The sequence below is a fragment of the Nocardia sp. CA-290969 genome (genome assembly GCF_050936135.1).
Lineage (GTDB): Bacteria > Actinomycetota > Actinomycetes > Mycobacteriales > Mycobacteriaceae > Nocardia.
Genome location: NZ_JBNJNJ010000001.1, coordinates 6,621,355 through 6,635,403 on the forward strand (window position 1 = coordinate 6,621,355; position 14,049 = coordinate 6,635,403).

At 68.3% G+C, this 14,049-nt stretch carries 11 protein-coding genes and 1 tRNA gene; 10 read left to right on the forward strand and 2 right to left on the reverse strand.

What is annotated here, in order from left to right:
* Positions 1 to 34 precede the first annotated feature (34 nt).
* From ACQEVO_RS30095 to ACQEVO_RS30110, 4 genes are read left to right on the forward strand one after another with little or no spacing between them, the layout of a single operon-like run.
* Positions 35 to 949: a hypothetical protein gene (locus tag ACQEVO_RS30095; protein ID WP_432919800.1), complete on the forward strand. Its 915-nt coding sequence runs from the start codon at positions 35 to 37 to the stop codon at positions 947 to 949.
* Positions 946 to 1,986: a DUF4129 domain-containing protein gene (locus ACQEVO_RS30100; protein WP_432919801.1), complete on the forward strand. Its 1,041-nt coding sequence runs from the start codon at positions 946 to 948 to the stop codon at positions 1,984 to 1,986. Before ACQEVO_RS30095 ends, ACQEVO_RS30100 begins: the two co-directional genes overlap by 4 nt.
* Positions 1,983 to 2,987, forward strand: a complete 1,005-nt coding sequence (locus ACQEVO_RS30105) for an AAA family ATPase (RefSeq protein WP_432919802.1) — start codon at positions 1,983 to 1,985, stop codon at positions 2,985 to 2,987. Before ACQEVO_RS30100 ends, ACQEVO_RS30105 begins: the two co-directional genes overlap by 4 nt.
* A 3-nt stretch (positions 2,988 to 2,990) precedes the next feature.
* On the forward strand, positions 2,991 to 4,286 hold the full coding sequence (locus ACQEVO_RS30110; protein ID WP_432919803.1) for a DUF58 domain-containing protein: 1,296 nt from the start codon (positions 2,991 to 2,993) through the stop codon (positions 4,284 to 4,286).
* A 116-nt stretch (positions 4,287 to 4,402) separates the two neighbouring features.
* Here ACQEVO_RS30110 and ACQEVO_RS30115 read toward each other — a convergent pair whose 3' ends face one another.
* Positions 4,403 to 5,200: an RDD family protein gene (locus ACQEVO_RS30115; protein ID WP_432919804.1), complete on the reverse strand. Its 798-nt coding sequence runs from the start codon at positions 5,198 to 5,200 to the stop codon at positions 4,403 to 4,405.
* A gap of 152 nt (positions 5,201 to 5,352) precedes the next feature.
* Between ACQEVO_RS30115 and ACQEVO_RS30120 the strand changes: the two genes are divergently transcribed.
* Positions 5,353 to 6,348, forward strand: coding sequence for a stage II sporulation protein M (locus ACQEVO_RS30120; protein WP_432919805.1), 996 nt, complete (start codon positions 5,353 to 5,355; stop codon positions 6,346 to 6,348).
* An 875-nt stretch (positions 6,349 to 7,223) separates the two neighbouring features.
* Here the strand turns inward: ACQEVO_RS30120 and ACQEVO_RS30125 are convergent.
* Positions 7,224 to 7,306: transfer RNA gene (locus tag ACQEVO_RS30125), tRNA-Leu, on the reverse strand.
* Positions 7,307 to 7,555: 249 nt separating this feature from the next.
* Here ACQEVO_RS30125 and ACQEVO_RS30130 point away from each other — a divergent pair.
* The 5 genes from ACQEVO_RS30130 (at position 7,556) to ACQEVO_RS30150 (ending at position 14,029) form a co-directional block, all read left to right on the forward strand.
* Positions 7,556 to 8,932, forward strand: coding sequence for an FhaA domain-containing protein (locus tag ACQEVO_RS30130; RefSeq protein ID WP_432919806.1), 1,377 nt, complete (start codon positions 7,556 to 7,558; stop codon positions 8,930 to 8,932).
* Positions 8,933 to 9,133: 201 nt separating this feature from the next.
* The gene (locus tag ACQEVO_RS30135) at positions 9,134 to 9,601 is read left to right on the forward strand and encodes an FHA domain-containing protein FhaB/FipA (RefSeq protein WP_280397298.1); all 468 of its coding nucleotides are present in this window, start codon (positions 9,134 to 9,136) and stop codon (positions 9,599 to 9,601) included.
* The gene (locus tag ACQEVO_RS30140) at positions 9,598 to 11,088 is read left to right on the forward strand and encodes a PP2C family protein-serine/threonine phosphatase (RefSeq protein ID WP_432919807.1); all 1,491 of its coding nucleotides are present in this window, start codon (positions 9,598 to 9,600) and stop codon (positions 11,086 to 11,088) included. Before ACQEVO_RS30135 ends, ACQEVO_RS30140 begins: the two co-directional genes overlap by 4 nt.
* Positions 11,088 to 12,566 (forward strand): FtsW/RodA/SpoVE family cell cycle protein, encoded by a 1,479-nt coding sequence (locus ACQEVO_RS30145; protein WP_432919808.1) that lies wholly within the window; start codon positions 11,088 to 11,090, stop codon positions 12,564 to 12,566. The genes ACQEVO_RS30140 and ACQEVO_RS30145 overlap by 1 nt, the downstream gene beginning before the upstream one ends.
* A complete protein-coding gene (locus ACQEVO_RS30150; protein ID WP_432919809.1) occupies positions 12,563 to 14,029 on the forward strand; it encodes a peptidoglycan D,D-transpeptidase FtsI family protein in 1,467 nt (488 codons plus the stop codon). The genes ACQEVO_RS30145 and ACQEVO_RS30150 overlap by 4 nt, the downstream gene beginning before the upstream one ends.
* The last annotated feature ends 20 nt before the right edge of the window (positions 14,030 to 14,049 follow it).

Here is a 14,049-nt window from a genome sequence, read left to right on the forward strand (position 1 = left end):
GCCCACGTCCGGCCCAGCGGCTAGACTCGGCCGCGTGCAGCCTGCCGCCGATACGGCCGGCTCCGTCGGGGCGGGAACAGATCCGGAACACCGAGCCCGGGAAGCGACGGTGCCGGTCCGCCCGTTGAGTTTCCGGGAACTGCTCGATGCGCCGTTCGCGTTGTTGCAGGCCGATATCCGGACGACGGCCGCATGCGCCGGGCTGCTCCTGCCGGCCGGGGAGGCCGCGGTGGCGGCATCCATCGGGCTCGTCTCCTACCTGACCGGCGGGTCCGACGAGGGGACCGCCCGCGCTACCGTATGCGCCACCCTGATCGCGGCCTGGGTCCTCCGGGTCGTCCTGCGCGCGGTGTCGGTGACCACCGGTCTGGCCCGCGCCACCGGAGACCCGGTCGGTCTGCGGGAGGCCCTGCGGCGTACCGGCGACCGGCTGGGACCGCTGTTGCTGACGCAACTGTCGTTCACCGGGATCGGTCTCGCGGCGCTCGCTCCCAGCGTTCTGTTGTTCCCCCTCGGATTCGTCGCCGGGCTGATCTGGTTCCTGATCACCTATCCCCTCTGTCTCCTGGGCCTTGCCTGGCTGCGCGCCCGGCATCTGGTGGCCGTGCCCGTACTGTTCGCCGAACGGGCCACCGCCCGCAACGCCCTCGCCCGGGCCGGATTGCTCACCGGCAGCCTGCGGATGCAGCGCACCGGGCTGTGGATCTGCCAGCGCCTGGTGTTCGTCCTGTTGTTCGCTCCGCTGGGCGGGCTCGCGTGGTTCGTCAGCGATATCTCCGGCACCCACCGCTGGCCCTTTCTGATCTTGTTCACCGCGACCGCACTGTTGCTGGTGGCGTTCGCGGAACTCATGGAGTCCAGTGCCCGGGTAGTCGGTTATCTCGACCTGCGCTGCCGCCGCGAAGGAATGGATATCCGGATCCCGGCCGCCGACGGGGTGGGCCGGTGACCGAACCACAACGATCTGTACCCGGTGAACCCCGGCTGGGCACAGCCGGCACACATCGCGCCGCCGCCGAACACGCCGCCGCGCACGGGGATTACGACACCGCGCTGCGGGAACGGTTCCGCGCGGTGCTGCGCGGTCTGGAACAGCACGGCGTGCTCGAGGTACGCCGTTCCCGCACCGCCCGCGAGACATCCCATGAGGCCGCCGCGGCACTGCCGCCCGCGCTTTCCGGTGAATTGCCCCCGGCGGCCGGCGCTTTCGACGAGGTCGTCTACGGCGGCCGCCCGGCCGCGGCCGACGAATACCACCGGCTGGCCCGAGCCGACCGGTTCTCCGCCGCGGCCCCACCACCGGCGGCCGAACCGAGGGATGCCGATACCGCCCGGCGCAGGTCCCGAACCCGCGGAATTGCTCCCGGTATGCCCGCGTTGCTGCGCGATCCACGGTTCTGGGCGAGCCTGGCCGCGCTGGCGGTCGTCCTGCTGGTGCTCTACGCGATCGTGCAGGGTTGCAGCGGTCCCACCGCTCCACGGCCACCGGACGCCCCGCCGATGGATCCGCCGCCGATCGATCAGCCGGAGGGCGATTACGACCCCGACCTCCCCCGCCCGACCGGTAAGGACTCCTTCTTCTCCCGGACCCCCGACTGGCTGGCCTTCGGCGGTCTGCAATTCCTGATCGCCGGGATACTGCTCGTCTGGTGGCGGGCGCGCCGCCGCGGCACGGTGGTCGGCGAACCCCGTCCGGTGGAGGTGGCCGCCGGGGAACTACTCGCCGGTCAGGCCGGTCTCTACCGTCGTTCCCGCGACTACGCGCATATCGCGGGCGTCTTGCGAGCCGCCTCCCTGCGCCGCCTGCGGCGGGCACTCGGTGTCGACGCGGGCACTTCACCGGATGCCCTGGTGGCCGCGGTCGCCGCCCGAATCGGCGCCGACCCCGTCACCGTCGGCTCGGCCCTCTACGGTCCGGTACCGGACGCACCGAGCCTGGAACTCGTTGCCGCGCAACTCGAATGGATCGAAGCGGAGGTCGGATGACCAGCATTGACATCAGTAAGGCCGGCTCCGGCGATGCGGTGGTGCCCACGGCCGCGGAGGCCGCGGCCGCCTTCGCGGCCCTGCGCACCGAGATCGGCAAGGCGGTGGTGGGCAACGACAACGCGGTCATGTATCTCGTGCTGGCTCTGTTGTGCCGCGGCCATGTCCTGCTGGAGGGAGTCCCCGGGGTGGCGAAGACGCTGCTGGTCCGGGCGCTGGCCACCGCGCTCGATCTGGAACACAGCCGGGTGCAGTTCACCCCCGACCTGATGCCCGGCGATGTCACCGGTTCGCAGATCTACGATCCGCATTCGGCCGAGTTCACTTTCCGGGACGGCCCCGTCTTCACCAATCTGCTGCTGGCCGACGAGATCAATCGCACCCCACCCAAAACCCAGTCCGCGCTGCTGGAGTCGATGGAGGAGCGGCAGGTTTCGGTCGACGGGCGGCCACGCCCCCTGCCCGACCCCTTCGTGGTGGTCGCCACCCAGAACCCGATCGAGCAGGAGGGCACCTACCCGCTGCCCGAAGCCCAGCTGGACCGATTCCTGTTCAAGGTCGATATCCACCTGCCCGAACGCGATGACGAATTCCGCATCCTGCAGCGGCACGCCGAGGGGTTCGATCCGCGCGACCTGGCCGCTGCCGGGTTGCGCCCGGTCGCCGGGCCCGCACATATCGCCGCCGCCCGATCCGCGATTTCGGGGATCACCATCCGGCCGGAGGTACTCGCCTACATCGTCGACCTCTGCCGCGCCACCCGCACCGCACCCGCCGTCGCGCACGGCGCCTCCACCCGCGGCGCCACCTCGCTGATGGCCGCCGCCCGGGCACTGGCCTGGTTGAACGGGCGCACCTTCGTGACGCCCGACGATGTGAAAACCGTTGCGGTGGCGGTGCTGCGGCACCGGCTGCAGCTACGCCCGGAAGCCGAGATCGACGGTATCACCGGCGAACAGGTACTGGCCGGTCTGCTGCAGTCCGTCCCGGTTCCGGTGTAGGCCGTGGTGATTACCGGCCGGCTGGTCGCGGTCGCCGTCGCGGCGGCGGTTTTCGTCATGACCATCTGGCCGTCCTGGCTCGGGGTACTACTGGCCGGCGCCGTGCTCTGCGCACTGGCCGCATTCGATCGGGCACTGGCCGCCAACAGCGCGGATCTGGCCCTGGAACGTGCAGAGCTGACGGTCCTGCGGCTCGGTGCCACAACCGATATCGAACTCGCCGTCGTCAATACGGGCTCCCGTACCGTGCACGGCCGGCTCTGGGACGACTGGCCGGACAGCGCCGGGGCAACCGGCCGGGAGCACCGGCTCGACCTCGCACCGGGCCGCCGCGTCCGGTTGCGCACCACCCTGACACCCGCGCGCCGCGGCGACCGCGCCGCCGGACCGGTGACCGTGCGCCTGTTCGGCCCGCTCGGCCTGGCCGGTCATCAGTTCCGCCGGGCGGTACCCGCCCGGATCCGGGCACTGCCGCCCTTCCACAGCGAACGACTGCTGGCGGGCAAGGTCAAGCGGCTGCATCATCTGGAAGGACGTAACCTCGCGGATCTGCGCGGCCAGGGCACCGAATTCGATTCGTTCCGCGAGTACGTGCCCGGCGACGATGTCCGCACGATCGATTGGCGGGCCACCGCCCGGGCCACCGATGTCCTCGTCCGCACCTGGCGCCCCGAACGCAACCGGCAACTGCTGATGCTGCTGGATACCGGCCGCATCAGCGCGGCCCGCGTCGGCGCCGGTACCCGGCTCGAGATCGCCATCGAGGCGGCCCTGCTGCTGGGCAGCCTGGCGGCGGCGGGCGGCGATCTGGTCGGTCTGCTCGCCTATGACCGCACGGAACGCGCCGAGGTCCGCGCCGGTGCCGGGCGCGGTATGCCGCCGAAGCTGATGCATGCCTTGGCCGGAGTCACCCCGGCGCTGGTGGACACCGACGCCGAGGGGCTGGTCCGGGCCGCGATCCGGCGGGCCCGGCGGCGCAGCCTCATCGTCTGGTTCACCAGCCTCGACAGCGCGGCGGTGACCGAGAACCTGCTGCCGGTGCTGCCGGCGCTGACCGAACGCCATCGGGTACTGATCGTCTCGGTCACCGACCCGGAAATCGCCGCCGCGGCCGCCGACCGCGCCGGTCTGCCCGCGCTGTACCGGGCGGCGGCCGCCGAATCCCGGATCGCCGAACAGGCAGTGCTACAGGAGTCGCTGCGCCGGCGGGGAGTCGCCGTGATCGCCGCTCCCGCGCCGGACCTTCCGGGCGCTCTGGCCGACGAGTACCTCGAGCTCAAGAAATCCGGCGCCCTGTGAACGGCCGCGGCGGCGGCACCGCGCGAGTGGCCGGGCGACGACCAGCGCCCTGGTCCATGCCATGTGCCGGCCTCCGGCGCGGGGTGGGCCTGTGCGGTATCGGCCGGACCGGATTCTCAGCGCGGTTGCGGCACCGCCGGCGACGGGAAAAGCATGGGCGGAGCGGGGCGGGCGGGTAGCGAACGGCGCTGGCGTTCGGCGATCACACTGCCGAGGATCTGTACCGGCGGATAACCGGCCGGGGCCGTGACCCGCAGCCGGGTGCACACCGCCGCGACCAGCGCCTGCCCGATCTCGTGCTGTGCGGCCGGGGTGAGCGAATTGATCCGGGTCAGGTACTGACGCACCGCGAGGGCGAGTTCCTCAGGGAGCCCGGTCAGCTCGAGTTCGGCGGACCAGCCGGTGAGCCAGGCCGGCGGTATCGCCAGCGCCGGCAGAGACAGCCGCTGCTGGATGTGCACGACCACCGTTCCGGCCAGCACGTCGCCGACCCGGCGCCCATGGGGCGAGCACATCGAGGTAGCCACCGCGATCAGGCCGAAGAGACCCAGGATCCAGAAATCCACGATCGCGCCCGCCAGCCCACGGGTGAGGGCATGACGGAAATCGATGGGGCCGCCATCGGCCCGCACCACTCGCAAGCCGAGCGCCAGCTTGCCCGGTGTCGCCCCGCGCAGGACGGTTTCCCAGAGCACCGGATAGCCGACCAGCACGGCCACCAGCGAGGCCAGGGACAGGGTGGCGAACCACGGACTGCTGTCGTCACCACGGAGCACCGTCATCACCAGGGTGAGCAGGAAGATCCCGAGCACAACCTGAATGATCAGGTCGAGCACGAACGCCGCGGCGCGGGTCGGGATCCGGGCGACCGGCAGCTCGAGCGCCACCGCTTCCCCCGTCGTGAATTCAGCCATATCGCATAGCATTCTTCCATGGCGGCCGGGTGCGTACCCGGTGTCGCCGGACGCGGGGGTACACCGCCCCGGTGCAGTTGGACAAGGGCGGCGGTCGAATCCGCACCCTCGCCGGAGCCGGCGGCGGGACGGGCGGAGTGGGAGGTGAGCCGATGGATGTGGACGCGTACAGCGCTCGGCATCGCCAGGCCTGGGCCCGGCTGGATTCCCTGGCCGGCCGGCGCAAGCTGACCGGCGCCGAGGCCGATGAACTGGTGCTGCTGTACAGACGGACGTCTCAGCAGCTGGCGCGATTGCAGACGCACAGTCCGGAACCGGAGCTCGTGGCCGGTTTGAGCGCCCTGCTGGCCCGGGCCCGGGGCCGGATCGTCGGCAGTTCGCCCGACACCTGGACCGAGATCCGCCGGTTCTTCACCCACCGGTTCCCCGCGGCGGTCTATGACGCGTTCGGGTGGTGGCTCGGTGTGGCCGTGGTCTTCCTCGCCGTCGTCGCGGGTTTCACGACCTGGATCTCCGCGGACCCTTCGGCGCGCAGAACCCTTGGGCTGCAAGAGGACACCCGGGCACTCACCGCCCCGGGCGGTGCCTTCGAGACCTATTACACCGAGCATCCGAACGATGCTTTCGCCGCATTGGTCTGGACCAACAATGCCTGGGTCTCGGCGCTGGCACTGTTCCTCGGCGTGCTGATCCTCCCGGTGCTCTACCTGTTGTTCATGAATGCCCTGAATATCGGCGTAACAGCGGGCCTCATGGCCGATGCGGGCCGGCTCGATTCGCTTTTCGGCTTCCTGCTTCCCCACGGAATGCTGGAGCTGACAGCGATTTTCATTGCCGGCGGCGCCGGGCTCAAACTGGGCTGGACACTTATCGACCCGGGCCCGCGCAGTCGCGCCGCGGCGGTGGCCCAGCAGGGTCGCAGCACCGCTGCGATCGCCCTGGGACTGGTCCCGACACTGCTGGTAGCGGGCTTGCTCGAAGGTTTCGTCACGCCCAGCGCGTTGCCCACCCCGGCCCGGATCGGCTGCGGCCTGCTTGCCGAAGCACTGTTTCTCACCTACATCTTCGCCGCCGGACGCCGGGCGAAGGCCGAGGACGCCACGGCCACCCTAGAGGTCTCTACGGATACCGCACCTGGAACACGGTAGACAACGGCGAGCACACCACGGTCGGCATCATCCAGTGAGGTGACAGCAACGTGAATTCGATGACCTGTGAGAATCCCCCGATTGAATTCCGCTGGCCGCAGCGAGTCGCCGCTCTAGCTGCGGCCAGCGTTACCGTCGACTCTACACAATCGTTATGCCTACGCAACCCTCTGCCGAACAGGTCACAGGTATAACCCCGAATCCAGCAAACAACCAGAAACCCCCTCCGACGACCCTATCCAGCTAACTTCCAGCAGTCACTCGCAGACTTGCAGTGGTGCTTTCATTTGCAAGTACATTTGGTTTTTACTGGTCAGGGCCATATCCGTAACCAGGCTTACACACAATCCCCGGAGGGTTCGCCGACGGAGACGCCCGAACCGTCGTTAACTCCCCGGATTTGCCACGGACCAGCGCATTCGCGAAGGGTTAACACCGTTGCCGGAGCGCCCGCGGTGCCAAAAGAAACCCCGAGTCGGTTTCCACGCCCCAAACCTGCCAGCGCCCCCGAATAAGTCGCGGAGATGTACTCGCGCACGGTTAACCAGGGTGGTTCCAGGACGTGAACTGGGTCACTACGGGCCACAAGATAGGGCACCCTCAGCAGTACCGTCGCTACCGCAAAACAATTGTGTGACCTTCGTCTCATTCAGGCATACGGCGTGTTCGAACGGCGCATTCCAAGATCTTCCGGCCCGGAAACAGGCCGCCGTTCGCAGCGCCGGCCCGACACGGAGAGGTCCACCGGATCTCGTGCACCGGCTTGTCGACAACACCGGCGCGACACCCCGGACGACCGGGCACCCCTACTCCGCGGGGCAACCCGGGAAACAAGAGAAGCCGCGGATCCGATCGAATCCGCGGCTTCTCTTCAGTGGGCGAAGGGGGACTTGAACCCCCACGTCCCGAAGGACACTGGCACCTGAAGCCAGCGCGTCTGCCATTCCGCCACTCGCCCGAGCGACGGATCAGACAGTATCACGGAGGTGACCACGAGGCGAAATCACCAGGTCACAGAGGCGGAAGACAGTGCTGTGACCTGGGCGCGGAGGCCGATCCGGCGGTCCGGGGAACTCCGTCGCGGCCGTGGTAGTTACAGGTATAGCCGATCGCGGATATCATGCAGGGAACGTGCTCGTAGTACGACACGCCGTATACGCGTGTCGTCGTAATGAATGAGGAGAGACTCACCGAAGGGAGGGCCCATATGGGGATCGTCTCGAGATTCGAGCGCCGCCTCCAGGGCGCCGTCGGTGACGTCTTCGCCCGGGTCTTCGGCGGGAACGTAGTTCCGCAGGAGGTCGAGGCCGCGCTGCAGCGTGAGGCCGCCGACAACGTCCAGGAACTCGGCGGCGGGCATCTGCTCGCACCCAACAGTTATGTGATCACCATCAACTCGTCGGACCACCGTCAGCTCGACGCCGATCACGACCTCACTACCCGCGCTTTCGCCAAACATCTGCAGGATTACATCCGGGAACAAGGATGGCAGACCTACGGCGAAGTGCACGTGGTCTTCGAGGCATCCCCTACGCTGCACACCGGAATGTTCAGGACGAGCGGCCGCGTCGACCCCGATGCCGGCCGTGGAGCTGCCTCGGCTCACCGCCCGGAACCGCTACAACGACCCGCTAACCCGCAACCAGGAGCTGGCCCCATGACGCAGAACTCTGGCTACGACCCGAGCCGTGAGCACGCGGAGTCCGATCCACGCAATCGCGGGTACGCTCCCGGACCCGTGGGACGCGGGCCGCAGAACGGCGCGTACCCCGAGGACTACGGTCCCGGCGCGCAGTACAACGGCGCTCCCGACTATCAGAACGGCTACGACTACCAGCAGGGCGGCGCCGCCTACGACCAGCAGGGCTACGCCGGTCAGCCGGGCTACGACCAGGGCGGGTACGCGCAGCAGCCCGGCTACGACCAGCAGGGGTACGCCCAGCCCGGCTACGATCAGGGCTACGACCAGGGCGGATATGCCCAGCAGCCGGGGTACGACCAGCAGGGGTACGCCCAGCCGGGCTACGACCAGGGCGGCTACGCGCAGCAGCCCGGCTACGACCAGGGTTACGACCAGCAGGGCTACGCACAGCAGCCCGGCTACGACCAGCAGGGCTACGCCGGTCAGCCGGGTTACGACCAGGGTTACGACCAGCAGGGCTACGCACAGCAGCCCGGCTACGAGCCGGGTTACGACCAGCAGGGTTACGCGCAACAAGGCGCACCGGGATACCAGCAGGCCCCCCCGCCGGCGGGCTACGGCGCCCAGGGCGGATACGCGCCGGCGGCCGGACCCGGTTTCTCCGCGACCCTCGCGCTCGACGACGGCAGTGGCCGCACCTACCAGCTCCGCGAGGGCAGCAATATCATCGGCCGCGGCCAGGACGCCCATTTCCGGCTTCCGGACACCGGTGTCTCCCGCCGCCATATCGAGGTGCGCTGGGACGGCCAGACCGCCATGCTCTCCGATCTCGGTTCCACCAACGGAACCCTCGTCAACGGTTCACCGGTGCAGGACTGGCAGCTCGCCGATGGCGATGTGATCCGCGCCGGGCATTCCGAGATCCTTATCCGTATTGTCTGATGCCGTAGGCTCGCCGTGCGGATCACGAGGGCGCTCTCGCATAATAGGGCGGTCCAATCGTGATCGGTCTCGTCCGACGGTCCTATGATGTGCCGACACATGTGCGGCACCGCTGAGGCGGGCCGCCGGGACGAGCACGGCCAAGGGGTGGGTCACCACGCCGACGGCACCGGCATACGGTCGATTAGGAGGTGGAGCGCCGTGCAGGGACTGGTTCTGCAGTTGACCCGTGCCGGGTTCCTCCTGCTGTTGTGGCTGTTCGTCTGGGCAATCCTGCGCACCCTCCGCAGTGATATCTACGCGGCCTCCGGCATCCGGCAGCAGACTCGTGGACCGCGTGGTTCCACGGTGCTGCCGTCCATGCGCCGAGGCCAGAAGGGCGCCAAATATCTTGTGGTGACTCAAGGTTCTCTTGCCGGTACCCGCATCACACTGGGTACCCAGCCGGTATTGATCGGCCGTGCGGACGATTCGACGCTGGTGCTCACCGACGATTACGCCTCCACCCGACATGCCCGCCTGTCCCTACGCGGTGACGACTGGTACGTCGAAGACCTCGGCTCGACCAACGGTACCTACCTCGATCGCGCCAAAGTCACCACCGCAGTCCGCGTTCCGCTCGGCACTCCTGTCCGGGTCGGCAAGACAGTGATCGAGCTCCGATCGTGACACTTGTTCTCCGCTACGCAGCGCGCAGCGACCGCGGCTTGGTCCGCGCCAACAACGAAGATTCCGTCTACGCGGGTGCCCGGCTACTGGCACTCGCCGACGGTATGGGCGGGCACGCCGCCGGTGAGGTCGCGTCCCAGCTGATGATCGCCGCGCTGGCGCATCTGGACGACGACGAACCCGGCGAGGACCTGCTGGGCAAGCTCAACCGGGCCACCCATGCCGGTAATTCCGCGATCGCCGAACAGGTCGAGGAAGAACCCGAACTGGACGGCATGGGCACCACGCTCACCGCCATCCTGTTCGCGGGCAAGAAGCTCGGAATGGTCCATATCGGCGATTCCCGCGCCTATCTGCTGCGCGACGGTGAACTGGCCCAGATCACCCGCGACGACACCTTTGTCCAGTCGCTGGTCGACGAGGGCCGGATCACCCCGGAACAGGCTCATACCCATCCGCAGCGTTCGCTGATCATGCGCGCGCTGACCGGTAACGAGATCGAGCCCACGCTGGTGATGCGCGAGGCCCGCGCCGGTGACCGCTACCTGCTGTGCTCGGACGGCCTCTCCGATGTGGTGAGCGATGAGACCATCGCCAACACGATGCGTGAGGGCAATACCGACGAATGCGCCGACCGGCTCATCGAACTCGCACTGCGCAGCGGCGGCCCGGACAACGTCACCGTCGTCGTCGCCGATGTCATCGACCTCGACTACGGCCAGAGCCACCCGATCGTCGCCGGCGCCGCCTCCGGTGAGGCCGAGGACAACCCGCCGCCGAACACCGCCGCGGGCCGGGCCGCCGCCATGCGTCCGCCGGCCGCCGCGCCACGGCGTACTGCGAACGAGCCCGAACCGCCGCCGAAGAAATCGCATAAGCTGCGCTGGCTGCTGCTCGCGGTCGCGCTGGTGTTCGCGGTGGTCATCGGGCTGGTCGTCGGCTACAAGATGATCCGGTCGAATTACTACGTGGGCGCGGACAACGACAGTGTCGTGGTCATGCAGGGGCTGCCGGGCTCGATCCTGGGCTATTCCATCCACGAGGTGAACCTGGTCGGCTGCGTTACCGCCAAGGGTGAGCTCACCCTCGCCGAGAGCGGCGCTCCCCTGCCGGACGGCTGCGAAACCCTGAAGGTCAGCGACCTCTTGCAGACCGGCCGCGAACAGGTCGAACGCGGCCTGCCCCCGGGCACCCTGGACAAGGCTCGCGAGCAGATGCGCGTGCTGGCCGACCGCGAACTGCTGCCGGTGTGCAAGAAGAACGGGTCCGCCGCCCAGCCGGGCGTCACCAGTACCCCCGCCCCTGCTCCCGCCCCGCCGGCCGCTCCGACACCCACCGAGGCCGCTCCGCCGGCCCCCGCGACCCAGGCACCTGCTCCCAACGGTGAGAACCCGGCACCACCGGCACCGCCGACCACCACCGCGCCGGCGCCGACCACCACCGCTGTGCCCCAGACGCCGGGGGAGAACTGCCGGGTGACGGACTGATGTCCGCACCGGCACCACCGTCCGCCGGGGCTTTTCCGAGTCCCCCGGGCGGTTTCGCTGCAGCGCAGCCACCGACGTCGCGGCGCAATACCGAACTTCTGCTGCTCGGCTTCGCGGCCTTCATCACCACCGCCGCGCTGTTCCTGGTGGAAGCCAATCAGGAACAGTCGCTGACCTGGGATATCGCAAAGTATGGGCTGGCCTACCTCGGCCTGTTCGCGGTCGCGCACCTGGCGGTCCGGCGGTTCGCGCCTTATACCGATCCGCTGTTGCTGCCGATCGTGGCGCTGCTGAACGGGATCGGGCTGGTACTCATCCACCGGCTGGATCTCGCCGACCAGCAGACCGCTGCCTACAACTCGTGGGATATCCCCTCCCCCGACGCCAACCAGCAGATCCTGTGGACCGCGCTGGGCATCGTGCTGTTCGTGGCCTTGCTGATCGTGTTGCGCGATTACCGGACGCTGGCCAAGTACGCCTACACACTCGGGCTGGTGGGGTTGATCGCGCTGGCGATACCGGCGCTGCTGCCCAGTTCGCTCTCGGAGGTCAACGGCGCCAAGATCTGGATCCGGCTGCCCGGGGTGAGCCTGCAGCCCGGTGAGTTCGCCAAAATCCTGCTGATCATCTTCTTCGCCTCGGTGCTCGTGTCCAAACGCGAACTGTTCACCGCGGCCGGCCGGCATTTCCTCGGGATGGAATTCCCCCGCGCCCGGGATATGGGCCCGATCCTGGCCGTCTGGATCGTCTGCATCGGGGTGCTGGTCTTCGAAAAGGACCTCGGGACCTCGCTGCTGATCTTCGGCACGGTCCTGGTGATGCTCTATATCGCCACCGAACGGGTGGGCTGGCTGCTGATCGGCGGCGGCCTGCTGGCCCTCGGCTTCGTCTTCGCCTACCAGCTCTTCGGGCATGTGCGGGTGCGGGTGGAGACCTGGCTGCATCCCTTCGACGACTACAACAACACCGGCTACCAGATCGTGCAGTCGCTGTTCGGGCTCGCCACGGGCGGGCTGGCGGGTACCGGCCTGGGCAGCGGACGTCCGCAGCAGGTGCCGTTCGCCAAAACCGACTTCGTCGTCACCACCATCGGCGAAGAGCTCGGCCTCATCGGCCTGACCGCCGTCCTGATCCTTTTCCTCATTCTGATCCTGCGCGGTATGCGCACCGCGCTGGCGATTCGTGACAGTTTCGGCAAACTGCTCGCGGCCGGGCTGGCGTTCACCCTCGCCATCCAGATCTTCGTGGTCGTGGGCGGGGTGACGAAACTGATCCCGCTCACCGGTCTCACCACGCCGTTCGTCTCCTACGGCGGTTCCTCCCTGCTGGCGAACTACATCCTGCTGGCCCTGCTGATCAAGATCTCCGACGCGGCCCGTGAACCGGCCCCGGCCCGGCGCCGGGAACCGGCCCCGGCGCCGCTGGCAGAAGCGCAAACGGTGATGGTGTCACGACGGCAAGGGGGTCAGCAGCGATGAACACACCGCTACGCCGGGTCGCCATGGCGGTTATGGCGATGATCGTGGCGCTGCTGCTCAATGCCACCTATATCCAGGTGATCAAGGCCGACGACTATCGTGCCGATCCACGCAACTCCCGGGTGCTGCTCGACGAGTACTCCCGCCAGCGCGGCCAGATCTCCGCGGGCGGCACGGTGCTCGCCAGCTCCGTCGCCACCGACGATCGGTACAAGTACCTGCGCGTCTACCCCACCGACCCGGCGGCATTCGCCCCGGTCACCGGTTTCTATTCCATGCAGTACGGCAGCACCGGACTCGAACGCGCCGAAGACCCCGTACTCAACGGGTCGGATGCCCAGCTGTTCGGCAGCCGGCTGGTGGACCTGGTCTCCGGGCGCGACCCCCGCGGCGGCAATGTGGTCACCACGATCGACCCGATGATGCAGCAGGTCGCCTACAACGAACTCACCAGCAAGGGCTACACCGGATCGGTCGTCGCGATCGAACCCAGTACGGGCAAGATCCTCACCATGGTGTCCACCCCCAGCTACGACCCGAACCAGCTGTCGGGTCACGACGGCGCGCAGGGCACCGAGGCGTGGGAAACCCTCAGCGCCGACGAGAACCAGCCGATGCTCAACCGGGCGATCTCGCAGACCTACCCGCCGGGGTCCACCTTCAAAGTGGTGGTCACCGCGGCCGCGCTGTCCAACGGGGTCGCCAACCCGCAGTCCCAGTTCACCGCGGCGCCCAACATCACCCTGCCCGGTACGAGCACCACGCTGGAGAACTACAACGGCACCAACTGCGGCTCCGGCGCCACGGCCACTCTCCACGAGGCGTTCCGGCGGTCCTGCAACACCGCGTTCGTCGAACTCGGTGTCGATGTGGGTGCGGCGGCGCTGGAGGACGAGGCCGCCGCGTTCGGTATCGGCCCGCACCGCGGTATCCCGATGCCGGTGGCGGAGAGCACCATCGGCAACATCCCCGACGACGCGGCGCTCGCGCAGAGCAGTATCGGCCAGCGTGATGTGGCGCTCACCCCGCTCGACAATGCGGTGATCGCGGCTACCGTGGCCAACGGCGGTGTGCGGATGGAACCGTATCTGGTCGACCAGTTGCAGAATCCGGACCTCAGCGAGCTGGCCACCACCGAACCGGTGTCGGTCGGGCAGGCCGTGAGCGCCGATGTAGCGTCTACGCTGACCGACCTGATGGTCGCCTCGGAAGAGAACACCGCGGGTAGCGGCGGATCGGCCTATCGGATCGCGTCCAAAACCGGTACCGCCGAACACGGCTCCGATCCACGCAATACCCCACCGCACGCCTGGTACATAGCGTTCGCCCCCGCCGAGAACCCGAAGATCGCCATCGCGGTCATCGTGGAGAACGGCGGCGACCGCGCGCTGGCGGCAACCGGTGGGTCGGTCGCCGCACCGGTTGCCCGGGCGGTACTGGACGCAGGTCTGCGAGGTCGCTGAACGAGATGGATATGCGAGTG